The organism is Streptomyces sp. cg35, from assembly GCF_050410835.1.
GTDB lineage: Bacteria > Actinomycetota > Actinomycetes > Streptomycetales > Streptomycetaceae > Streptomyces.
Genome location: NZ_CP191268.1, coordinates 383177 through 402697 on the forward strand (window position 1 = coordinate 383177; position 19521 = coordinate 402697).

A 19521-nucleotide genomic window follows, 5' to 3' on the forward strand; every position below is an offset into this window, starting at 1 on the left:
CCCCCGGTCGGGGCGGGCGCCGCGGTGTGTCAGCGTGCTTCAGGGTCTTTGGGGTCGTCCGGGTTCTCCCAGGAGTCGGCGCGGGGCTGTGGTGACTGCGGCGGGTCGGGCCTGCGCTCCAGGCGGCGTCGGCTGCTCCACAGCAGGGCGAGCAGCGCGAGCACGATGACGGCGCCGACGATGACGAACCACCACGACGAGCCGCCGCCGGCAGCCAGGACGTTAGAAGGACTCATAGCCTGCGTGTACCTCGTACCGGCGTCGGGGAACGCCCCGCCCCCGCACATCACCCGATCGGCGACCGCCGCGTCGGCGGGGCCGCGCGGACGCGGCCCCGGACCGGTGTCACGCGGGGTTGTCGATACCGGTCACGGCCGGCGGGCCCAGCGGGGCCTCGTCCTCGGTGAACCCTGCCGCGCGCAGCGCCTGCGCGGCGGTGTGCTCGGCTTTGAGCTGGGCCTCCTTGCCCGCGTCGGCGGTCACCTCCAGGCGCATGCTGAAGGTGTTGTCGTCGTTGACGGTGAGCAGGTCGAGGTCCTCCTCGCGGCCGAGTTCCGTCTGGTTCGGGTCCGCCGGACGCAGGCGTCCGACGATGTCGGCCCTGGCGCGATCGTCCACGTCACGCAGGAACGTCCCCGGGATGGTGATGACAAATGTGGTCACGCGAGAAGGTGTCCTTTCTCAGCGGCCCGGCTCAGAAGGGGTGGGCCAGGGCCTGACGGGCGTTCGACGGGAGAGTGCGCACGGTGTCGGACGCTTCCCGCAGCGCGTGTGCGGCCTCCCGCTGCGCACGCCGGGCGTTCGCGCGTCCGGTCGCCGCCGCCCCGCGGGTGCGATACGCGACCGACGGCTTCCCGTGGGTATCGGCCGCGGCGATGAGCAGGCCACCGAGCAGGGACAGGTTCTTCATGAACTGGGTCCGCTGCCGGGCACGCTGCTCGGGGTCCTTCTCCTTCCACCACGCGTGACCGGCGATCGTCGTCGGCACGAGGGACCCGGCGAGCGCCAGGGAGGCGAGGCGGGGCAGCTTCCCGGTCGCCAGCATCACGCCCGCTCCGATCTGTAGGGCCGCGTTGATCCTGACCAGTTGCTCCGGATCCTCGGGCAGCCGCGGTATGCGGGCCGCGAGGGGCACGGCCACCGGCCCGGCGACGGGCGCGACGCGTGCGGGATCGCGGAACGTGGAGAGCCCGCCGGTGACGAAGACCGAAGCGAGCATCGGGCGTGCGGCTTTCCTCAGTACGGTCATGCTCGCACGCCTTCCCCGGGATCACCCGCTCAGTCGGCGTGATCGCCGGACAGGAGCGGCGGCCGGCCGGCGAACGGCGTCAGGCCGCCTTGGTGTGGTCCTCGGAGGACCGCGCCCGGTGCCGTTCGGCGCGTCCTCCTCCGGGCACGAGGCGCAGGTGCCGTACGCGGCGATGGGTCGCCGGTCGCGCCTCCTCGTTCAGCAGATCCTCGATACGGTCCATGGCGATCACCAGGATTCCCATGGTCGGCAAGAGCAGAAGAGCGACAACTAGCATCGGCAGCGCCTCCTCGCGGCGTCTCTTCTCGCCTGCCCGGGAGCGGCACACCCAGCGTTCGGATCATGTGAAGAACCCGCAACGCCCTCTTCACGGCATTTCCGCCGTCTCGCGGCTATCGCTCCGGGTGCGGGTCCGGTCGGTCCCGCGGCTCGAATCCCGGCACCCTCGGCGCCTCGTGGCGCACACCGGCTTCCAGCGCATCCGCGATGACCGCGCGGTCGTCGAGGCGGTCGGCGCGTACGACGACATCCGCTCCGGCCGGCGTGACCAGGGAGCGACTGAAGACGATCACCGCCCACGCGTCGTCCGCGCCCATCTCCCGTACTTCCCATTCGCTCGACAGCACCGCCAGCACGCCGCGGCCGCGCCACCGGTAGACGGATCCGGGTCGCGCGGTGAGGCGCGTGTCGACGCCCAGGATGTGACGGTGGCGTCCGCTCCTGGTGCGGTAGCCGACGTCGTCGCTCATCCGCGGCGCGCCCGAACTGCCACTCGGCATCGGCCCGTAGGTGAAGGTCGCGTCGGTGCGCCTGTCGCCCTGCCACATCGGGAACGAGGAGCAGACGATGTGCCAGGTTCCGGCCAATCGGTCAGGTGTGACGTCGAGTTGTTCCATGGGGCGGACCCTACGGCGTGTCCACGCCACGCCCGCAACCAGGCCGTTCGCCGGCACCGTACGCCCGCACGGGTGAGCCGACGCGTGTCGCCGCCGGGCGGGGGCACGGGGTGGGGGCAGGAGGGTTCGCGGCGCGGGTGGCGTCGGCGACAGGCCCCTGGAGGTCTCCGGCGACCCGCGTGAACCCGTACGTTCCGCCCGCTACACGGAAGAGCACAGCTCATGACCGTTGAGAGCCACTCCCATCCGCCGGCCGTGCTGGAGGCCGTGACGCTTCTGCGCGGTTCTTTGCAGGACGGCTACGACCCGGCCTCCGACGCGACACTGGCGAGCGCCGTCGCGCGTCTGCAGGCCGAGCTGAAGGACGACATGACGGCGTACTGGGCGCTGCTGTGGGCGATGACACGCGCCGCCGAGCTGGGCGTCGGCATAGCCGCGAAGGCGTTCGACCTGGACCCCGACACCGTCCTCGACCAGCTGACCGTGGGGCTGCACCACGTGGATCACATGGAGTGACACGGGCCGTGCAGGATGGGGTCCCGAGCACCCCCCGACCACGGACGGATCTCCTGTGAACGTTCTCCTCTTCGGCGCCTCCGGCATGATCGGCCAGGGCGTGTTGCGTGTCTGCCTCGACGACCCCCGGGTGACCTCCGTGCGCGCCGTGGTGCGCGCCCCGCTCGGTGTCGCCCATCCGCGGCTGCGCGAGCTGGTGCACGAGGACTTCACCGACTTCTCCGACCTGGCCGACGAGTTCGCCGAGGTCGACGCCTGCTTCTTCTGTCTGGGTGTCACGTCGGCGGGGCGCGGCGCGGACGAGTACCGGCGGATCACCCACGACTACACGCTCGCGGCCGCCCGTGCCCTGCCCGCGAACCCGGAGCTGACGTTCACCTACGTCTCGGGCGAGGGCACCGACAGCACGGAGCGGGGGCGCTCCGCCTGGGCCCGGGTCAAGGGGCGCACCGAGAACGAGCTGCTGGCGATGGACTTCCACGGCTACATGTTCCGCCCCGGCTACATCCAGCCCACCCATGGTGAGCGCTCGAGGACGCCCCTGTACCGATGGATGTACGCCGCCGGGTCATGGCTGTACCCCGTGCTCCGCCGGCTGGCACCGAAGCACGTGACGACCACGGAGAACCTCGGGAAGGCCATGGTCGAGGTCGCCGGTCACCGTGGTGCGGGCGCGCACATCCTGTACAGCCCGCGGATCAACGAGCTGGCCGGAGCGGCTGGTTGACCTGTCCGACGGCCGGGGCCGGGAGCTGCTCGACCGCCCGCACGAGCGGGGCCAGGTCGGGCTCGGCCGCCGCGGCGTCGAGAGCTTCGCGCAGGGCCGCGTCATGCGTCGGCCGGGCCGCGGCCAGGAGGGCGAGTCCCGTTGCGGAGACGTTCGTGTAGATCCCGCGGCGGTCCGTCGGGCACAGGTAGCGGGACAGCAGACCCCGGTCCTCCAGGCGATTGACGAGGCGGGTCGTGGCGCTCTGGCTGAGGACGACCGCGTCGGCGACCTGCCGCATCTGGAGGTGGCCGCCCTCGCCATCGTGCTGGCGGCTGAGCACGTCAAGCAGTGAGTACTCGCGCACGCTCAGGTCGTGCCCGGCCTGCAGGGCGCGCTCGAGGCGGGACTCGATCCTGCCGTGGAGGAGGGACAGCGCCCACCAGCCGTCGGCGAGAGCGAGGAGCGAGGGAGCGGTGGCAGTCATGGGTGACGCGTCCTTCCTTCCGACCCTCACACAATGAGGCTTACGCCACTATACCGCGTTTGCAATTAACCCGCGCATGCAATTATTGTGGTCGCTCGTAAGGCTCCACCGCACAGCCCCGGCTCGGCGCCCGGCTCCGGCAGAGACACCCAGCAAGAGACAAGGGAACCCTCATGACCTCCGTGCCCACCGTCACCCTCAACAACGGCATCACCATGCCGCAGCTCGGCTTCGGCGTCTTCCAGGTCCCCGACGAGGAGACCACCGCCGCCGTCGCCACGGCCCTCGACGCCGGCTACCGCAGCATCGACACCGCCGCGATCTACGGCAACGAGCGCGGTGTCGGCCGGGCGCTCGCCGACTCCGGCATCGCCCGTGACGAGCTGTTCATCACCACCAAGCTGTGGAACGCCGACCAGGGCCACGACGCCACGCTCGCCGCCTTCGACGCCTCCCTGGACAAGCTGGGCCTCGACCACGTCGACCTGTACCTCATCCACTGGCCGACCCCGGCCCGGGACCTCTACCTCGACACCTGGCGGGCCCTGGAGAAGCTGCTCGCCGACGGGCGCACCCGCGCCATCGGCGTCTCCAACTTCCAGCCCGCCCACCTGGAGCGCCTGCTCGGCAGCGCCTCGGTGGTCCCGGCCGTCAACCAGATCGAGCTCCACCCGGGCCTCCAGCAGCGGGAGTTGCGCGACTTCCACGCCCGCCACGGCATCGCCACCGAGGCGTGGAGCCCGCTCGCGCAGGGCGCCGTCCTCAAGGACGACGCCGTCACCACGATCGCCGCGCGACACGGCAAGAGCCCGGCCCAGGTGGTCCTGCGCTGGCACCTGCAGCTCGGCAACGTGGTCATCCCCAAGTCGGTCACCGAGGCCCGGATCCGCGAGAACCTCGACGTCCTCGACTTCGAGCTCAGCCCGCAGGAGATCGACGCCCTCACCGCGTCGGACCGCGGCCTGCGCACCGGCCCGGACCCCGACACCCTGAACTGACGCCCCCAACTCCCCCACGCAGTAAAGACAGAGGCACCACCATGAGCATCCGCTCCCTGCTGCCGGGCCGCATCGGCTTCGGCACCGCACCCCTCGGCAACATGTTCCGCGCCATCCCCGACGACGAGGCCGCCGCGACCGTGCAGGCCGCCTGGGACCAGGGCATCCGCTACTTCGACACCGCGCCGCTGTACGGCGCGGGCCTCGCGGAGATCCGCCTCGGCGACGTCCTCGCCGACAAGCCCCGCGACGCGTACGTCCTGTCCACCAAGGTCGGCCGGGTCATCCTCGACGAGGTCGAGGACCCCGCGAGCCGTGAACTCGGCCAGAAGGGCGCCCTGTTCGAGCACGGCCGCCCCAACAAGATGGTCAACGACTACAGCGCCGACGCGACGCTGCGCTCCGTCGAGGACAGCCTGAAGCGGCTGAAGACGGACCGGCTCGACATCGTCTGGGTGCACGACGTCGCCCAGGACTTCTACGGCGACGAGTGGGTGAACGTCTACGAGAGTGCCCGCACCGGCGCGTTCCGGGCCCTGACCCGGCTGCGCGAGGAGGGCGTCATCAAGGCCTGGGGCCTCGGCGTCAACAAGGTCGAGCCGCTGGAGATGACGCTGGACCTGGACGAGCCGCGCCCCGACGCGTTCCTCCTCGCCGGCCGGTACACCCTGCTCGACCACGAGCGGGCCCTGCAGCGGCTGCTGCCCGCGGCCGCCGCGCAGGACGTCGACATCGTCGTCGGCGGCCCGTACAGCTCCGGCATCCTCGCGGGCGGCAGCCACTTCGAGTACGCCGAGGCGCCCGCCCACATCATCGAGAAGGTCGGCCTGATCAAGGCGCTGGCGCAGGAGCACGGCATCGGCATCAAGTCCGCCGCGCTCCAGTTCGTGCTCGCCCACCCGGCCGTCGCCGCGGTCATCCCCGGCGCGACGCGGCCCTCCCGGATCGCCGAGGACCTCGCGGCTCTCGCCCAGGACGTGCCGTACGCCTTCTGGAAGTCCCTGCGCGACCGGAAGGTCGTCGCGCACGAGGCGCCGGTGCCCGTGAAGGACGCGTCGTGACCTCGGCCGCCGTCTCCCTCGACGTGCCGCGTTCCGCCGATCAGGTCTGGCGGCTCATCGGTGGCTTCGGCTCGTTGCCCGACTGGCTGCCGTACATCACGGAGAGCCGGCTCACCGAGGGCGGCCGGGTGCGGACGCTGACGAACGACGAGGGCCAGGTCATCGTCGAGCGTCTCGAAGCCTTCGACGAGGCGGCACGTTCGTACCGGTACTCGATCGCGCGGGCCCCGTTCCCCGTACGGCAGTACCGGTCGACCCTGCGGGTCGTCGACCGCGGGGCGGACGGGGCGCGGGTGGAGTGGTCCGGCGAGTTCGTCCCGGACGGTGTCACCGACGCCGAGGCGACCGCCCTCTTCGAGACCATCTACCGCGACGGCCTGAGGGCCCTGGCGGAGACGATCGCCGCCTGAGCGGCCGACACGGTGCGGGTGAGGGGCCGGGATCTCCCGGCCCCTCACCCACGAGCACGTCACGCCCAGGCCGCATCAAATGTCTGTCCGGCGGCGTAGGACCGGACGCGCACGCCGTCGTCCGTGGCGCTCACCAGGTGGGCCTGCCCCCGCCCGGCCACGCGCACCGGCTCCCCCGGCGCGTACGTGATCAGGGTGTCCTCGTCGAGCGCCACGGCCCGTCGGACGCGGCCGCGCCCGACGGTGGAGATCTGCCGCCCCAGCGTGCCCCATTGCGCCGCGTGCACCTCCACGGCGAAGGGCACAAGTCCGAGTCCGGGACGCACGGTGATCTCGTCCAGGTCCTCAGCACTGTCCGCCGGGCACACCGGTACCCCGCGGTCGAGCCAGCCGCCCACCACGGCGTCGGCGGCCGCCACCACCGCGCCCGCGGAGAACCCCGCGTACGGCACGGCGCGCTCCGCGAGCAGACCCGGCAGGTCGGCCGCGCAGTCCGCGAACACCTCCTGGTACGCGGGTGTCAGGCCGCCGCACACCAGCAGCGCGTCGATCGTGTCGAGCGCCGCGAGGTCGAACCGCCCCTCGACCGGAACCGTCAGCGCCACCGGCGTGCAGGGCGCGGCAGCGACGAGGCGGGCGGCGTAGCGCTCGAACTCCCCCTGTACGACGCCTGGTTCGCCCTCGTCCACGAGCACACAGCCGACCCTCGGCCGAGTACCGGCGTCCCGCAGGAAGTCCTGGAACACCTCGCCCGACTGCCATCCCCCGCCCACCAGATGAACCCTCGCACTCACGCCACTCCCCGATCCGCTAGCCGAGCGTGTACCCGCCGTTGATCCTGATCCGCTCGCCCGTGACGAACGCCCCGTCCGGTGAGGCAAGGTACGCCACGGCGGCGGCGACGTCCTCCGGGGTGCCCGTGCGCCGCAGCGGCACGTCGGCGGCGTAGGCGGCCAGCGACGCGGCCGAGGCTCCGGCGTGCCGTTCGACCGGGATCCACCCCGGAGCGACCGTGTTGACCGTGATCCCGTCCGGGCCGAGCGCACGGGCCCAGCTCTCGGTCAGGCTGTGCTGGGCGGCCTTGGCGGCCGCGTACGCCGACATCTCCGGCAGCACGCGCTCGGTCACGTCCGAGCCGATCTGGACGATCCGGCCGCCGCCGCGCTCGCGCATGGCAGGCAGCACCGCCCGCATCAGCAGGGTGGGACTCTTGACGAAGAAGGCCAGTTGGGCGAGGTGGTCGTCCCAGGTCACCGCCGTCGGGTCCAGCGCGGGCTGCGGCCCTGTGGCGTTGACGACGAGTGTGGCGACGGGGCCGAGCCGGGCGGTGACGCCCCCGACGAGTTCCGTGACCGCGGCCTCGTCCGTCACGTCGGCGGCGAAGTCCTGCGCCGTGCCGCCCGCCGCGCGGATGTCCGCCGCCACGGCGCGGGCCGCTTCGGCGCCCGAGCGGTACACGACGGCGACCGGGTGCCCGTCGGCCGCGAGCCGTCGGGCGATCACGGCCCCGAGGCCGCGGGAGGCCCCGGTGACCAGGGCGGTACCCGTGGCGGCTACACCTGTCATGCCGCCACCGTATGCGGCGGTGCGCGCACCGAACCAGAGCGCCTCGGCCGCGCGTCAGCGCACGGTCCGGCCGGTCAGCGGCGTCGCAGCGACGGGTCGAGCAGCGCGGGCGGCGTGTCGAACTTCTCCTCCGGGGCCAGGTCGGTGCCGGGCGCGACGATCTCGTCGATCGCGTCGAGCACATCGGCGGGGAGCACCGTGTCCGCGGCGGCGAGCTGCGTGCGCAGATGGTCCATCGTGCGGGGCCCGATCAGCGCGCTGGTCACGGCGGGGTGCGCGGTCACGAAGCCGAGCGCGAGCTGAATCATCGTCAGACCCGCCTCGTCGGCGACCGCGGCGAGCCGCTCGACGGCTTCCAGCCTGGCCCGGTTGGCCGGGACGGCGAGGTCGAAGCGCTGCGGCATGAACGCGGAACGGTTGGTGGTGACGGTACGGCCCGCGCGGATCGCGCCCGACAGCCAGCCCGAGGCCAACGGGCTCCACGCCAGGACCCCGAGCCCGTACTCCTCGGTCACGGGCAGGACATGGGTCTCGATGCCGCGCTGCAGGATCGAGTAGCCGGGCTGTTCGGTGGCGTAGCGGCTCAGACGGTGCTCGCGCGCCGCCCACTGGGCCTGCACGATGCGGTACGCCGGGAAGGTCGAGGAGCCGAAGTAGCGGATCTTTCCCGCGCGTTGCAGATCGGTCAGCGCCGACAGCGTTTCCTCGTCGGCGGTCGCCGGGTCCCAGCGGTGGATCTGGTAGAGGTCGACGTGGTCGACGCCGAGGCGGCGCAGGCTGTTGTCCAGTTCCGTGACCAGCCAGCGGCGCGAGCTGCCGCGATGGTTGCGCTCGTCGCCCATCGGCATGCCCGCCTTGGTGGCCAGCACGATGTCGTCGCGCCGCCCGGCGATGGCCTTGCCGACCATCTCCTCCGACTCGCCGTCGCTGTACATGTCGGCGGTGTCGATGAGGTTGACGCCCGCCTCGAGCGCGGCGTCGACGAGCGCGGTGGCCTCGTCCTGGGTGGTACCCCCGATCCTTCCGAAGTTCATCGCGCCGAGCGCGAGCGAGCTGACCTGCACACCGGTGCGGCCCAACGTGCGGTACTGCATGAGCGTGTTCCTCCATGGCGAGCGGAGCCCGGACTGGTCGTCGGCCCGTCTCGCCGACATCGCCGACATCGCCAAGGAAACGGAGCCTTGTTCCGTTAACGATACGGAGCGCCGTTCCACTTCGCAAGGTCACCTGGGCACAGGAGGGCTCGGCCACAAACAGGAGGGGGCACCCGTCGGACCGGAAGGGCCGGGATTGGTGGCGCGTCTCAGCCGAGAACGAGCGGGAGCCTCGCCGCGAGGTCACCCAGACCGGCCGCCTGCGCGCCGGTCGGCGTACGACGCCCCGTACCGATCAGCAGCGCGTCGGCATCCGAGAGCGAGGCGGGAAAGGCGGTGCCGGCGATCTTCTCCAGCGCGGCGCGGGCCGTCGCCAGGCTCTCGGCGGGCGGTCCGGGGGCCGACGGCAGGTGCGCGACGAGATCGAGGTGGTGCAGGGTCCATTCGAGGACGTACGCCGACAGGTAGTCGCCGACGGTGAGCACCTTGTCCTGGGTGGCGACACGGGCGGCGGGATCGGCGAGTTCGGCGGCGCGACCCGCCGCCGAGCCGACGTCGTCGAGGTGGAACTTGAGCCACCTCGGCTCGCCGTACGCCGCGGCCAGCCGGGGAATCAGCGCGTCGAGCGGGTCGTCACCGGTCGGGGGTTCGGCAAGCAGGTCCCAATAGCCGACCGCGTCGACGGTCGGCTCGGCGTCGGCGGGGGTGACCAGGGTGATCAGCACGTCTTGGGCGTCGATGATCAGGTGGCACACCAGATCCCGCACGAGCCAGCCGGTACAGCCGGACGGCTGCTCGAAGTCCTCGTCCGGGAGGCCGGCGACCGCGGCGCGCAGTGCGGCCCAGGAGCGCGAGAAGGGTTCCACGTCGGCACGGTAAGGCCGCGGCGCCGGCCCGGACAAGCGCATTCCGTGCGACGCCGAACCCGTCACCGACCGGAGGAGGCTTCCGGCGCCGGGCGGAGGATCATGAAGCTCCCCGGGTCCCGGACGGGGGTGAAACCGGCCCTCGCGTAGACATCGTGGGCGTCGCGTGTGGCGAGGAGCAGGCGCTTGAGCCGGTAGGGCGCGAGATGGTCGCGCACCGCCTCCGCGAGCCACGTACCGAGCCCCCTGCCGCGGTGCGCGGGCGCGACATAGACGTCGCACAGCCAGGCGAAGGTGGCCCAATCGGTCACCACACGCGCGTAGGCGACCTGTGCGCCGCCGGCATCATGGACGGCGAAGTTCAGGGATCCGCGCACCGACTGTTCGACGGTCTCGCGGGTGCGGCCGAGCGCCCAGAACGCGTCGGTCGACAGCCACTGATGGACCAGGGCCACGTCGAGACGGTCCGGGTCGGTGGAGAGCACGTACCCGTCACTCCTGTTGGCGATCATGGAGAAGGAGCGTAGACACAGCGCTTGGAACTTCCCAGTTAATATCGCGAGGGGAACGAGTGACCGCGGTGCCCGCCAGGCACCCAAGTCTCACTATGGTGACCCATAACTCGGCCTTATGAGCCCATAGATCCGACCCGCCTGCCAACTAAGGCTTGCCTTACTTTAAGATTCCCAGGAGTACTCGCTGTCCTCCGAAGGGAACCTGAACATGCCTCGCCCTCTGCGGGTCGCCATTGTCGGAGCGGGCCCCGCCGGCATCTACGCCGCCGACGCTCTGCTCAAGTCCGCAGTGGCCACCGAACCCGGCGTGTCCATCGACCTGTTCGAGCGCATGCCCGCCCCCTTCGGCCTGATCCGCTACGGCGTCGCTCCCGACCACCCGCGCATCAAGGGCATCGTCACCGCCCTGCACCAGGTCCTCGACAAGCCGCAGATCCGGCTCTTCGGCAACGTCGACTACCCGCGCGACATCGACCTGGACGACCTGCGCAGCTTCTACGACGCCGTGGTCTTCTCGACCGGCGCGACCGCCGACCGGGCCCTCGACATCCCGGGCATCGGGCTCGACGGCTCCTACGGCGCGGCCGACTTCGTCTCCTGGTACGACGGCCACCCCGACGTCCCCAGGACCTGGCCGCTCGACGCGGAGAAGGTCGCCGTCCTCGGCGTCGGCAACGTCGCCCTCGACGTCGCCCGCATCCTGGCCAAGACCGCGGAGGAACTGCTGCCGACGGAGATCCCGCCGAACGTGCACGCCGGCCTGCAGGCCAACCAGGCGCGGGAGATCCACGTGTTCGGCCGCCGCGGCCCGGCGCAGGCGAAGTTCAGCCCCATGGAGCTGCGGGAGCTCGACCACTCCCCCACGATCGAGGTCATCGTCAACCCCGAGGACATCGACTACGACGACGGCTCGATCGCGACGCGCCGCGCCAACAAGCAGGCCGACATGGTCGCCAAGACCCTGGAGAACTGGGCGATCCGCGACATCGGCACGCGCCCGCACAAGCTGTTCCTGCACTTCTTCGAGTCGCCCACCGAGATCCTGGGCGAGGACGGGCAGGTCACCGCGCTGCGCACGGAGCGCACCGCGCTCGACGGCACCGGCAACGTCAAGGGGACCGGCGCCTTCACCGACTGGGACGTGAGTGCCGTCTACCGCGCCGTGGGCTACCTCTCGGACGAGCTGCCCAAGCTCCCCTGGGACGTCGCCTCGGGCACCGTGCCCGACGAGGGCGGCCGGGTGATCCAGGAGACCGGGGAGCACCTGCAGTCCACGTACGTCACCGGATGGATCCGGCGCGGTCCGATCGGCCTGATCGGCCACACCAAGGGCGACGCCAACGAGACCGTCGCCAACCTGCTGGACGACCACGCCAACGGCCGTCTGCACTCCCCCGCCGCCCCCGCCCCCGAGGCCGTCGAGGCCTTCCTCGGCGAGCGCGGCGTGCGGTACACCACGTGGGACGGCTGGCACCGGCTCGACGCCGCCGAGAAGGCCCTCGGTGAACCGCAGGGCCGCGAGCGCGTCAAGATCGTCGAGCGCGAGGGGATGCTCGACGCGAGCGGCGCGTGAGCGCCTCGGCGGTCGTCCGAACCCACTGAGAGCCTGCGCCTGAACCAGGAGCCCCTGCCGCGATCCGCGGCAGGGGCTCCTGGCGTCCGTGCGTCGAGGTCCGGCGCGCCTCCTCAGGCGATGCCGCCGTTCACGTACAGGACCTGCCCGTTGACCCATCGGCCCGGGCCCGCGAGGAAGGCGACGGCTCCGGCGATGTCCTGCGGTGTGCCGAGGCGCTCCAGCGGGGACTGCGCGGCGAGCCGCGAGACGGTCTCCTCGTCCTTGCCGTCGAGGAACAGCGGCGTCGCCGTGGGACCGGGCGCGACCGCGTTGACCGTGATGTCGCGGCCGCGCAGCTCGCGGGCCAGGACGAGCGTCATCGCCTCGACGGCCCCCTTGCTCGCCGCGTAGGCCGCGTACGCCGGGAAGGCCAGCCGGGTCACCGAGGTGGAGAAGGTGACGACGGCGCCCCCGGCGCGGACCCGGCGCGCCGCCTGCTGGGCCACCACGAAGGTGCCGCGGATGTTGGTGCGGTGCATCCGGTCGAGGGCGTCCAGGTCGAACTCGGCGACCGGCCCGAGGACCATCACCCCTGCCGTGTGAACGACGACATCGACCCCGCCGAAGGCCTGTTCCACCTGGTCGAAGGCGTCGGCCATGGCCGTCTCGTCCGCCACGTCGCCGGTGACCGCGATCGCCCGGCCGTGCGCCGCCTCGATCGCGGCGACGGTCTCGTCGGCCGCGGCCTTGTTCCCCGCGTAGTGCACGCCGACCGCCATGCCGTCGGCGGCGAGACGCTGCGCGACGGCCCGGCCGATGCCACCCGAGGCGCCGGTGACCAGTGCGACACGTGTGCTCTCGGACATGGTGCGCTCCTCTTCGTTGCATCCCTGAGATCCGTCATCCCCGAGATTCGTCCGCGTCCCTGAGAAATGTCGGCCCTCAGCTCCACCGGGCCCCTTTATGGACGCTCAGTCCATATAACCACGTTGTGAACGCACCGTCCATATGTCAGGGTGAGGGCACGGTCCGGTCGGAGTCGGTGTGCGGGAGGTCACGGATGACGGAGCGAGCACAGGGGGCAGCGGCTCCGCGGGCCCGGCGCGGCCGGGGTCGGCGGCCCGCCGACGAGGTACGTGCCGACGTGCTCGACGCGGCCGGCGCTCTCCTGCTCGACCGGGGCATGGGCACCTTCACCATCGAGTCGGTCGCCGAGGCGGCCGGCGTCAGCAAGACCACGCTCTACAAGTGGTGGCCGTCGAAGGGGGCGCTGGCCCTCGACGGCTACTTCCACGCTGTCGAGTCGGCGCTGACCTTTCCCGACAGCGGCGACATCGAGGCCGATCTGCGGGCACAGCTGCGCGCGTTCGTCCACGTCGTGACCGGGACGCGGGCCGGCCGGGTGATCGCCGAGCTGATCGGCCAGGCGCAGACCGATCCCGATCTCAGCGCCGCTCTCCTCGCGCGCTACTCCGGCCCCCGGCGCGGCCTGGCCGTCGAGACGATGCGCCGGGCGCAGTCACGCGGCCAACTGCGCGCCGACGTCGACCCCGAGGTGCTGGTCGACCAGCTCTGGGGTGCCTGCTACCACCGGCTGCTGCTGCCCAACCTGCCCGTCACGCAGGAGTTCGCACTCAGCCTCGTCGACAACCTCCTGCGTGGCGTACGGGCCTGATCCCGCCCGGAGCGGGCTCAGACCGGCTCGTCGAACGGGGCCACGCGGCGGTACGCGGCACGCGCGTGCAGCACCCGGCCCGTGACCGTGCCCACGACCGCCGCGACCAGCAGGCACGCCATCCATCCGGGATCGCGGTGTCCGGCCCAGGAGATCTCGCCGGTCGGCTCGGTGCCGAGGACGTTCAGACAGGTCCAGCACAGGAACGCGGTTCCGGGGGCCGCGACGAAACGACCCCGCATGCCCAACAGCCCGGCCAGCAGGGAGAGCAGCAGCAGGGCGAGGCCCGTACGGTCGAGCACGCCGAGCACATGGCAGACGCCCACGAGGGCGAACGCGCCCAGGTACGCGGCGGTCCAGATCAGCGGCGTCGCCCACGGCTCCGGGACCTGCCGGGCGCCTCGGCCGATCAGTCTCCACTCCACCATTGCCGGCTCCCTCCCACACACCCACCGAACCGGGGCCCATCGGTCGGTCCCCTCGACCGGCGCCCCGCAGAACGCTACCGCTCGCGGCGCCGGTCCCGGCAACGCCCCCTGGCCGGACCGGGAACGGGCGGATCCTGAGCACAGGGATCGGCCCCGGCCCGTCGTGACGGGCCGGGGCCGATGGGGCTGCGGTTCAGCCGGCCGTCGACTGCGCGCGCTTCGGCAGCTTCCAGTTCGGCCGGGGGAAGTGGCAGGTGTAGCCGTCGGGGTAGCGCTCCAGGTAGTCCTGGTGCTCGGGCTCGGCCTCCCAGAAGTCGCTGACCGGCTCCACCTCGGTGACGACCTCGCCCGGCCACAGGCCGCTGGCGTCGACGTCGGCGATGGTGTCCAGCGCGACGGCGCGCTGCGCCTCGTCGGCGTAGAAGATCGCCGAACGGTAGCTGCGGCCGATGTCGTTGCCCTGGCGGTCACGGGTGGTCGGGTCGTGGATCTGGAAGAAGAACTCCAGCTGGTCCCGGAAGCTCGTGACCGACGGGTCGTAGACGATCTCGATCGCCTCGGCGTGGTCGCCGTGGTTGCGGTACGTGGCGTTCGGCGTGTCGCCGCCGCTGTACCCGACGCGCGTCGAAAGCACTCCCGGCTGCTTGCGGATCAGGTCCTGCATGCCCCAGAAGCAGCCTCCGGCCAGCACAGCCCTCTCGGTTCCCACGGTCATGCGAAGCTCCCTGCCCACGTCGGTGCGTCCGTTCCGTTCTGAACGGGTCTACGCCCTGTGCAACGCCTGGCGGCGTCAGCCGATTCCCTCCCTGAGCCGTGCCACGTTCTCCGCCACGTCGCCCCGGGTCAGATCGCTGCCGATGCTGACGGTGAAGGCGCCCGCGGCCAGCCACTGGGCCGCGTTGTCGACCGTGACGCCGCCCGTCGCGTTGATGCGGGCGCCGGGCAGGACGGACAGCACCGACTTCAGGTAGGCGATGCCCCCGACGTGTGCGGCGGGGAACAGCTTGGCCACGCCGCGTTCGGCGGCGGTGCGCAGCTCGCTCGGGGTGAGACCGCCCTCGACCAGGAGCCGTCCCGCGGCGTCCGCCACCGGGCGCACCTCGGGCATCTGGAACGGGCTGACGAGGAACTGCGCCCCGGCCGCCAGGGCCCGTTCGGCGATCTCGGGCGAGGTGACGGTGCCGAGGCCCAGCGTCACCTGGGGCGCCTCGCGCGACCAGGTCTCCACGAGCTTCTCCCAGCCGGGTGTGGTGGCGGTGAACTCGAAGGCGGTGATGCCGCAGTCGACGAGAGTGCGGGCGACGCGGTCGGCGGTGTCGGCGTCGGTCTCGCGCACCGTCGGGGTGACGCGGGCCAGCCGCAGCCGTTCGATGACGTCGTCGGGGGCAGGGCTCATCGGGAACTCCGGGAGGGTGGGGGCGGCGGCCGTCATGCCGGGTCCGCGATTCGGGCGAGCGCGTCCAGCGTGGACTCGGCGTCGGCGCCGCTGGCGCGCAGCACGATGGCCTCGCCGCAGCGGATGTTGAGCGTCATCAGTGACAGCACGCTGCGGGCGGGGACTTCGTGCCCGTCCTCGCGGGCGACGGTGACCTCGGCCGCGCTGCGGGCGGCGGTCTGGGCGAACGCGGCGGCCGGACGGGCGTGCAGGCCGGCCTCCTCGGTGACGACCAGGCGGCGCTCGACGACGGTCATCGCTCTTCTCCTTCGAGCTGTGCGGTCAGTTGGGCCACGAGGCGCTCCTCCTCGTCGGGGCGCAGGGGGCGCGGGTCGATGTACAGGCGGCCGGTGACGGCGTGGTGGTCCCGCAGATGGACGCCGTGGGCGGCGAGTTCGGCCGCGAGAGCGCTCGCGTCCCGGCCGGCCGCTTCGCGATCCACCGTGAGTTCGGTGCGGTGGATGGCGCGACCGGCCTCGTCGGCGACGACCCGGGTCGTGATGCCGGGCAGCGCGGCGAGGCGCCCGGCGAGCTTCTCCATGCGTGTGCGCTGGTCGGCGGACTCGCCGGTCCCGTACTCGCGCAGCGCCTGGACCAGGCCGAACAGGGTCTCCTTGCCGACCTTCATCGGGCGGGCGATGCCCCCGTACTGGGCGCGGCACGCGGCCATGCGCGCGGCGCTGCCGCAGATCATTCCGGAGGTGGGGCCGCCCACCGCCTTGCCGCCGCTGTAGACGACGAGGTCGGCGCCCGTGGCGGGCCAGTGCCGCAGGTCCTCCTCCGCGGCGGCGTCGACGATGACCGGGATGCCGTGGCGCCGTCCGACCTCGACGGTCTCGGCGAGGGAGACCATGCCCTTCTGCACGGCGTGGTGGGACTGGACGTAGAGGAGTGCGGCCGTGCGCGGGCCGATCGCGCCCGCGATGTGGCCGGCGGTCACCTTGTTCGCGGAGCCCACTTCGACGGGGCGGCCGCCGCCGAGGGCGACCATCTGCCGGATCGGTGCGCCGAAGTAGACGGAGTGGCCGCGCGGCAGGATCACTTCGCACGGGGCGTCGCCGGGGTCAGGCAGTGCTTCGATCCGGGACACGTCGGTGCCCGCGATGACGGCGGCGACCGCGATGGCGACGCCGGAGGCGGCGCCGGTGGTGGGGCAGCCGTCCTCGGTGCCGGTGGCGCGGGCTATCTCGCGGCCGGCCACGGTGATCAGATCGTTCATGACGACGTGGTGGCGGGCCGCTTCGCCCATCGCGGCGATGACGGTGTCGCTCAGGACGCTGCCGCCGAGCGCCGTCATCTTTCCGCTGGCGTTGACGGCCGGGTGGACGCCCAGGTCCTGGTGGAGAGTGTGCACGCGGTGTCCTTAGAACGGGGTCGGGGCGCTCACTTGCCGGGGATCGGGAAGAAGAATCCGGCGACCATCGCGCCGATGATCGCGCCGCCGGTCAACGGCTTCTTCCACGCGTAGAAGAGGGCGGCGCCGATGGTGGAGCCGAGGCCGACGGGGAGCGAGGCGGTGGCGGCGGAGATGATGACGAGGGGACCCAGATAGCGTCCGGCGGAGTTGCCGGCGCCCATCATCACGTCGGCGCCGAAGGTCGAGGTGCCGCCCGTGGAGTTCACGGTGGCGCGGCGGATGACGAGGATGGCGACGCCGATCAGCGCGCCGAGCACGGCGCCCACCGGGATCGCCAGCCAGAAGTGCTGGAGCGGGGCGGTGAATCCGGCGGCCAGCAGCATGGCGGGGATACCGATGCCGACACCGGTCTGCAGGGAGCCGCCGATGTCGAGGATGCCGACCATCGGGCCCTCGATGACGCGGGCGAACAGGAATCCCGCGCCGAACGCGGCGGCGGCGCCGTAACTGCCGCCTTCCATACCGGCCTTGAGCATGGAGACGACGGCGACCTCGTTGAACACGCCCGTGTGGTAGACGTAATAGAGGTGCGTGCCGGTGAAGATTCCGGCGGCCAGGCAGGCCACGAAGACGGGGAAGGCCCACTCGGAGAGCCAGAAGCTGCCCTCGCCGGGCACCTTGCTCAGGAAGCCGCCCTTGGTCTGTTCCGCGCCGGAGTTCTGCGCGGGTATGCCGCCCGCGGCGGCGGGCGCTGTCGCGCTTGCTGATGAGTCGGTCATGTCGCTGCCTGCCTCACTGCGGCTTGGTGCCGGTCGCGTCGTGGAACTGCATGAGCCAGTGCGGGATGTCCACCTTCATCTGCTCGAGCAGGGTGAGGTCGGCGCCGCGCAGGAACGTACTGGCCGCGAACAGCACGATCACCGCGCCGGCCAGCGACTTGGTGACCTTCGTCCAGCCCAGGTCGTCGACGCCCTTGCCGATGACGATGCCGAGCACGATGCCGGGCACCGCGTTGCCCATCACGAGGTGGCCGAGACCGCCGAGGACGGTGCCCCAGGCTCCGGTGCGGCGGCCCGCGTCGACGGCGGCCATCCAGAAGATGATCGGCATGACGGGGTTGATCAGCCATTCCGAGGCTGGTCCGAGCACCTTGGCCGCGACGTCCTGCAGGGAGTGCGGGATGGAGGCCGCGGTCGTGTTGAGCAGCGTGATGAGGACCATGCCGACGACCGTGCCGGTCAGGGCCATCCGCCGGGGGTTGTGCAGCGTCTGCGCGAGATTGCGGTTCTTGACCATCGCGGCGGACGCGGTCCAGTGCGGCACGATGCGGTGGTCCACGTCGCCGGTCAGGGCACCGGTGCCGACCGCGCTCGACCAGGCGTTGAAGAGGAAGCCGAGGCCGAAGGAGAAGTGGGCGACCGGGTCGTTCTGGCAGGCGTTGAGTTCGCCGAGGGTACGGAAGGCGCCCATGCCCTGGACCTTCGGCGCGTGGAACATCCGGGCCACGCCCGCGCTCGCGCCGAAGCCGATGAGGCCGCCGATGACGAGCGACTCCAGGAGGACGGTGAGGGTCTGGTTCATCGGGTCACCTCATGCGCAGTGCGTGCTGGAGCGGCGAGAGCCGTTCCTCGCGCACCGCGAAGTCGAGGACGTCCAGGTCGAGGGAGGCCACCTGGACCTCGATGCGCAGGGTGATCTCGAAGCGCTGCCGGGTGCGCGGGAAGAACAGACCGAGGAACCGTTCGGTCCACCGGTGTTCCACCGCGGAGACGACGTCGAGCTCCAGGGGTTCCACGCGGAAGCAGACGCCGTCGGTGCGCTTGCCGACGGCCGACTGCACCTGGCCGATGGCCGTGGCGAACGCCTTCTCCCTGGTCGGGCCGGTGCCGCTGAGGCGCAGCGTGTGGCGGGTCTCTTTCACGAGGCCTCCTTCTCCAGCTTCTTGAGGAGGGCCTCGGTGACCTTGAAGCCGAGCTCCTCGCTGTCGAGGAAGCCGAAGCCGAGGACGGTACGGCCCTGTTCGACGGCGGTCACACCGGCCTGGGCGGAGCGCATCCCGAACTCGATGTCGTGGCCGTACTTGGCCTTGGCGGTGACGGCCCCGGCTCCGCCGCTGCCGCAGAACGAGATGCCGAGGGCCGCGCCCTCGGCGGCCATCACGTCGCCCACCTTCATGTCGGCGCCGGGGCCGGCGATGAGGACGGGTTCGCCGCCGGCGGCGCGGATGCCGTCGGCGACCGCCTGGCCCTTGCCGAGCCGGTGTCCGATCACGATCTTGACTGTCATGGCGGTGCTCCCTGGGATGTCGGTCATGCCTGCGCGGTGGACTGGTGCTGGAGCTGTGCCGCCGCCTCGAAGTGCAGGGCGAGCAGCAGGACTTCGGTGTCCCGTGCGGGGAAGTCGCGCGGGGTGCAGTAGGTGTCGATGAGGGACCGGACGGCGGCCATCCGCCCGGGGGCCACCTCGGCGGCGAGCTGGTCGTCGAGCGCGTCGAGGTGTTCGGCGGCGCGGACACGGCGGACGAACGCGAGCGCGTGCACGGCGAGGGCGAGCGAGCGCGTCTCGTCGAAGGCGATGCCGCACGTCTCCGCGTAGACCTGGGCGAGCGGGAGGAACGCCGTCAGGTCCGCCCGGTCCTCGTCGGTGACGGGACGGGCGGTGTCCCGGACGGTCGTGGCCAGCCGCTCGATCAGGGGGGTGGTCATGC

At 71.8% G+C, this 19521-nt stretch carries 29 protein-coding genes; 7 read left to right on the plus strand and 22 right to left on the minus strand.

Going from position 1 to position 19521, the window contains the following annotated elements; all coding sequences use genetic code 11:
- Positions 1-29: 29 nt before the first annotated feature.
- From ACQUQD_RS01960 to ACQUQD_RS01980, 5 genes are all read right to left on the minus strand, one after another.
- On the minus strand, positions 30-236 hold the full coding sequence (locus ACQUQD_RS01960; RefSeq protein ID WP_428950136.1) for an LPXTG cell wall anchor domain-containing protein: 207 nt from the start codon (positions 234-236) through the stop codon (positions 30-32).
- A gap of 109 nt (positions 237-345) precedes the next feature.
- Entirely contained in the window at positions 346-663 is a 318-nt protein-coding gene (locus ACQUQD_RS01965) for a hypothetical protein (RefSeq protein ID WP_428950137.1), read from the minus strand.
- A gap of 31 nt (positions 664-694) precedes the next feature.
- On the minus strand, positions 695-1249 hold the full coding sequence (locus tag ACQUQD_RS01970; protein ID WP_428950138.1) for a DoxX family protein: 555 nt from the start codon (positions 1247-1249) through the stop codon (positions 695-697).
- Between the two features lie 79 nt (positions 1250-1328).
- Positions 1329-1493 (minus strand): hypothetical protein, encoded by a 165-nt coding sequence (locus ACQUQD_RS01975; RefSeq protein WP_428950139.1) that lies wholly within the window; start codon positions 1491-1493, stop codon positions 1329-1331.
- Between the two features lie 148 nt (positions 1494-1641).
- Positions 1642-2145, minus strand: a complete 504-nt coding sequence (locus ACQUQD_RS01980) for a hypothetical protein (protein WP_428950140.1) — start codon at positions 2143-2145, stop codon at positions 1642-1644.
- A 222-nt stretch (positions 2146-2367) separates the two neighbouring features.
- Between ACQUQD_RS01980 and ACQUQD_RS01985 the strand changes: the two genes are divergently transcribed.
- Together ACQUQD_RS01985 and ACQUQD_RS01990 are read left to right on the plus strand one after the other, a co-directional pair.
- On the plus strand, positions 2368-2661 hold the full coding sequence (locus ACQUQD_RS01985; protein ID WP_428950141.1) for a hypothetical protein: 294 nt from the start codon (positions 2368-2370) through the stop codon (positions 2659-2661).
- A 55-nt stretch (positions 2662-2716) separates the two neighbouring features.
- Positions 2717-3388 (plus strand): NAD(P)H-binding protein, encoded by a 672-nt coding sequence (locus ACQUQD_RS01990; protein ID WP_428950142.1) that lies wholly within the window; start codon positions 2717-2719, stop codon positions 3386-3388.
- On the opposite strand, the gene ACQUQD_RS01995 is transcribed toward ACQUQD_RS01990, so the two are convergent.
- Positions 3360-3854 carry a MarR family winged helix-turn-helix transcriptional regulator gene (locus ACQUQD_RS01995; protein ID WP_428950143.1) on the minus strand — a complete coding sequence of 165 codons (495 nt, stop codon included), beginning with the start codon at positions 3852-3854 and terminating at the stop codon, positions 3360-3362. The two genes, ACQUQD_RS01990 and ACQUQD_RS01995, sit on opposite strands and share 29 nt — an antisense overlap.
- 173 nt (positions 3855-4027) lie before the next feature.
- Between ACQUQD_RS01995 and ACQUQD_RS02000 the strand changes: the two genes are divergently transcribed.
- The 3 genes from ACQUQD_RS02000 to ACQUQD_RS02010 are packed head-to-tail and all read left to right on the plus strand — an operon-like array spanning position 4028 to position 6323.
- Positions 4028-4852 carry an aldo/keto reductase gene (locus tag ACQUQD_RS02000; protein WP_428950144.1) on the plus strand — a complete coding sequence of 275 codons (825 nt, stop codon included), beginning with the start codon at positions 4028-4030 and terminating at the stop codon, positions 4850-4852.
- Between the two features lie 41 nt (positions 4853-4893).
- Positions 4894-5913 (plus strand): aldo/keto reductase, encoded by a 1020-nt coding sequence (locus ACQUQD_RS02005; protein WP_428950145.1) that lies wholly within the window; start codon positions 4894-4896, stop codon positions 5911-5913.
- A complete protein-coding gene (locus ACQUQD_RS02010) occupies positions 5910-6323 on the plus strand; it encodes an SRPBCC family protein (RefSeq protein WP_428950146.1) in 414 nt (137 codons plus the stop codon). Before ACQUQD_RS02005 ends, ACQUQD_RS02010 begins: the two co-directional genes overlap by 4 nt.
- A gap of 59 nt (positions 6324-6382) precedes the next feature.
- Here the strand turns inward: ACQUQD_RS02010 and ACQUQD_RS02015 are convergent, their stop codons facing one another.
- The 5 genes from ACQUQD_RS02015 to ACQUQD_RS02035 all read right to left on the minus strand — a co-directional run bounded on the left by ACQUQD_RS02015 (position 6383) and on the right by ACQUQD_RS02035 (position 10361).
- Positions 6383-7117, minus strand: a complete 735-nt coding sequence (locus ACQUQD_RS02015) for a hypothetical protein (protein ID WP_428950147.1) — start codon at positions 7115-7117, stop codon at positions 6383-6385.
- A 16-nt stretch (positions 7118-7133) separates the two neighbouring features.
- Positions 7134-7889: an SDR family NAD(P)-dependent oxidoreductase gene (locus ACQUQD_RS02020; protein WP_428950148.1), complete on the minus strand. Its 756-nt coding sequence runs from the start codon at positions 7887-7889 to the stop codon at positions 7134-7136.
- Positions 7890-7963: 74 nt separating this feature from the next.
- Positions 7964-8983 (minus strand): aldo/keto reductase, encoded by a 1020-nt coding sequence (locus ACQUQD_RS02025; RefSeq protein ID WP_428950149.1) that lies wholly within the window; start codon positions 8981-8983, stop codon positions 7964-7966.
- Between the two features lie 209 nt (positions 8984-9192).
- Positions 9193-9849, minus strand: coding sequence for a maleylpyruvate isomerase N-terminal domain-containing protein (locus ACQUQD_RS02030; RefSeq protein WP_428950150.1), 657 nt, complete (start codon positions 9847-9849; stop codon positions 9193-9195).
- A gap of 62 nt (positions 9850-9911) precedes the next feature.
- Complete coding sequence (locus ACQUQD_RS02035; protein ID WP_428950151.1) at positions 9912-10361, minus strand: GNAT family N-acetyltransferase; 450 nt, start codon at positions 10359-10361, stop codon at positions 9912-9914.
- A gap of 211 nt (positions 10362-10572) precedes the next feature.
- On the opposite strand from ACQUQD_RS02035, the gene ACQUQD_RS02040 reads away from it, so the two are divergent.
- Positions 10573-11937, plus strand: a complete 1365-nt coding sequence (locus tag ACQUQD_RS02040) for an FAD-dependent oxidoreductase (protein WP_428950152.1) — start codon at positions 10573-10575, stop codon at positions 11935-11937.
- Positions 11938-12050: 113 nt separating this feature from the next.
- Here ACQUQD_RS02040 and ACQUQD_RS02045 read toward each other — a convergent pair whose 3' ends face one another.
- Positions 12051-12785 (minus strand): SDR family oxidoreductase, encoded by a 735-nt coding sequence (locus ACQUQD_RS02045; RefSeq protein ID WP_428950153.1) that lies wholly within the window; start codon positions 12783-12785, stop codon positions 12051-12053.
- Positions 12786-12979: 194 nt separating this feature from the next.
- Between ACQUQD_RS02045 and ACQUQD_RS02050 the strand changes: the two genes are divergently transcribed.
- The gene (locus ACQUQD_RS02050; RefSeq protein WP_428950154.1) at positions 12980-13594 is read left to right on the plus strand and encodes a TetR/AcrR family transcriptional regulator; all 615 of its coding nucleotides are present in this window, start codon (positions 12980-12982) and stop codon (positions 13592-13594) included.
- A 17-nt stretch (positions 13595-13611) separates the two neighbouring features.
- Here the strand turns inward: ACQUQD_RS02050 and ACQUQD_RS02055 are convergent, their stop codons facing one another.
- The 10 genes from ACQUQD_RS02055 to ACQUQD_RS02100 all read right to left on the minus strand — a co-directional run bounded on the left by ACQUQD_RS02055 (position 13612) and on the right by ACQUQD_RS02100 (position 19519).
- Positions 13612-14022, minus strand: coding sequence for a hypothetical protein (locus ACQUQD_RS02055; protein WP_428950155.1), 411 nt, complete (start codon positions 14020-14022; stop codon positions 13612-13614).
- 193 nt (positions 14023-14215) lie between these two features.
- Positions 14216-14737, minus strand: a complete 522-nt coding sequence (msrA, locus tag ACQUQD_RS02060) for a peptide-methionine (S)-S-oxide reductase MsrA (RefSeq protein ID WP_428950156.1) — start codon at positions 14735-14737, stop codon at positions 14216-14218.
- A gap of 75 nt (positions 14738-14812) precedes the next feature.
- A complete protein-coding gene (locus ACQUQD_RS02065; RefSeq protein ID WP_428950157.1) occupies positions 14813-15454 on the minus strand; it encodes a bifunctional 4-hydroxy-2-oxoglutarate aldolase/2-dehydro-3-deoxy-phosphogluconate aldolase in 642 nt (213 codons plus the stop codon).
- Positions 15451-15714, minus strand: a complete 264-nt coding sequence (locus ACQUQD_RS02070) for an HPr family phosphocarrier protein (protein WP_428950158.1) — start codon at positions 15712-15714, stop codon at positions 15451-15453. The genes ACQUQD_RS02065 and ACQUQD_RS02070 overlap by 4 nt, the downstream gene beginning before the upstream one ends.
- Complete coding sequence (locus tag ACQUQD_RS02075) at positions 15711-16811, minus strand: DgaE family pyridoxal phosphate-dependent ammonia lyase (RefSeq protein WP_428950159.1); 1101 nt, start codon at positions 16809-16811, stop codon at positions 15711-15713. The genes ACQUQD_RS02070 and ACQUQD_RS02075 overlap by 4 nt, the downstream gene beginning before the upstream one ends.
- Positions 16812-16840: 29 nt before the next feature.
- Positions 16841-17593, minus strand: a complete 753-nt coding sequence (locus ACQUQD_RS02080) for a DUF4310 family protein (protein ID WP_428950160.1) — start codon at positions 17591-17593, stop codon at positions 16841-16843.
- A gap of 13 nt (positions 17594-17606) precedes the next feature.
- Positions 17607-18395: a DUF4311 domain-containing protein gene (locus ACQUQD_RS02085; RefSeq protein WP_428950161.1), complete on the minus strand. Its 789-nt coding sequence runs from the start codon at positions 18393-18395 to the stop codon at positions 17607-17609.
- Between the two features lie 4 nt (positions 18396-18399).
- A complete protein-coding gene (locus ACQUQD_RS02090) occupies positions 18400-18735 on the minus strand; it encodes a DUF4312 family protein (RefSeq protein WP_428950162.1) in 336 nt (111 codons plus the stop codon).
- Positions 18732-19100: an SFCGS family glycine-rich protein gene (locus tag ACQUQD_RS02095; protein ID WP_428950163.1), complete on the minus strand. Its 369-nt coding sequence runs from the start codon at positions 19098-19100 to the stop codon at positions 18732-18734. Before ACQUQD_RS02095 ends, ACQUQD_RS02090 begins: the two co-directional genes overlap by 4 nt.
- Positions 19101-19123: 23 nt before the next feature.
- Positions 19124-19519: a hypothetical protein gene (locus ACQUQD_RS02100; RefSeq protein WP_428950164.1), complete on the minus strand. Its 396-nt coding sequence runs from the start codon at positions 19517-19519 to the stop codon at positions 19124-19126.
- Positions 19520-19521 lie beyond the last annotated feature (2 nt).

Coding starts and splice junctions, on each gene's coding strand:
- ACQUQD_RS02055 (WP_428950155.1), bottom strand. CDS start 14,022: ATGGTGGAGTGGAGACTGATCGGCCGAGGCGCCCGGCAGGTCCCGGAG.
- ACQUQD_RS01960 (WP_428950136.1), bottom strand. CDS start 236: ATGAGTCCTTCTAACGTCCTGGCTGCCGGCGGCGGCTCGTCGTGGTGG.
- msrA (WP_428950156.1), bottom strand. CDS start 14,737: ATGACCGTGGGAACCGAGAGGGCTGTGCTGGCCGGAGGCTGCTTCTGG.
- ACQUQD_RS02050 (WP_428950154.1), top strand. CDS start 12,980: ATGACGGAGCGAGCACAGGGGGCAGCGGCTCCGCGGGCCCGGCGCGGC.
- ACQUQD_RS01995 (WP_428950143.1), bottom strand. CDS start 3,854: ATGACTGCCACCGCTCCCTCGCTCCTCGCTCTCGCCGACGGCTGGTGG.
- ACQUQD_RS02035 (WP_428950151.1), bottom strand. CDS start 10,361: ATGATCGCCAACAGGAGTGACGGGTACGTGCTCTCCACCGACCCGGAC.
- ACQUQD_RS02080 (WP_428950160.1), bottom strand. CDS start 17,593: ATGACCGACTCATCAGCAAGCGCGACAGCGCCCGCCGCCGCGGGCGGC.
- ACQUQD_RS01970 (WP_428950138.1), bottom strand. CDS start 1,249: ATGACCGTACTGAGGAAAGCCGCACGCCCGATGCTCGCTTCGGTCTTC.
- ACQUQD_RS02040 (WP_428950152.1), top strand. CDS start 10,573: ATGCCTCGCCCTCTGCGGGTCGCCATTGTCGGAGCGGGCCCCGCCGGC.
- ACQUQD_RS02085 (WP_428950161.1), bottom strand. CDS start 18,395: ATGAACCAGACCCTCACCGTCCTCCTGGAGTCGCTCGTCATCGGCGGC.
- ACQUQD_RS01985 (WP_428950141.1), top strand. CDS start 2,368: ATGACCGTTGAGAGCCACTCCCATCCGCCGGCCGTGCTGGAGGCCGTG.
- ACQUQD_RS02020 (WP_428950148.1), bottom strand. CDS start 7,889: ATGACAGGTGTAGCCGCCACGGGTACCGCCCTGGTCACCGGGGCCTCC.
- ACQUQD_RS01975 (WP_428950139.1), bottom strand. CDS start 1,493: ATGGGAATCCTGGTGATCGCCATGGACCGTATCGAGGATCTGCTGAAC.
- ACQUQD_RS02070 (WP_428950158.1), bottom strand. CDS start 15,714: ATGACCGTCGTCGAGCGCCGCCTGGTCGTCACCGAGGAGGCCGGCCTG.
- ACQUQD_RS02095 (WP_428950163.1), bottom strand. CDS start 19,100: ATGACAGTCAAGATCGTGATCGGACACCGGCTCGGCAAGGGCCAGGCG.
- ACQUQD_RS02065 (WP_428950157.1), bottom strand. CDS start 15,454: ATGACGGCCGCCGCCCCCACCCTCCCGGAGTTCCCGATGAGCCCTGCC.
- ACQUQD_RS02005 (WP_428950145.1), top strand. CDS start 4,894: ATGAGCATCCGCTCCCTGCTGCCGGGCCGCATCGGCTTCGGCACCGCA.
- ACQUQD_RS02045 (WP_428950153.1), bottom strand. CDS start 12,785: ATGTCCGAGAGCACACGTGTCGCACTGGTCACCGGCGCCTCGGGTGGC.
- ACQUQD_RS02025 (WP_428950149.1), bottom strand. CDS start 8,983: ATGCAGTACCGCACGTTGGGCCGCACCGGTGTGCAGGTCAGCTCGCTC.
- ACQUQD_RS02100 (WP_428950164.1), bottom strand. CDS start 19,519: ATGACCACCCCCCTGATCGAGCGGCTGGCCACGACCGTCCGGGACACC.
- ACQUQD_RS02000 (WP_428950144.1), top strand. CDS start 4,028: ATGACCTCCGTGCCCACCGTCACCCTCAACAACGGCATCACCATGCCG.
- ACQUQD_RS01980 (WP_428950140.1), bottom strand. CDS start 2,145: ATGGAACAACTCGACGTCACACCTGACCGATTGGCCGGAACCTGGCAC.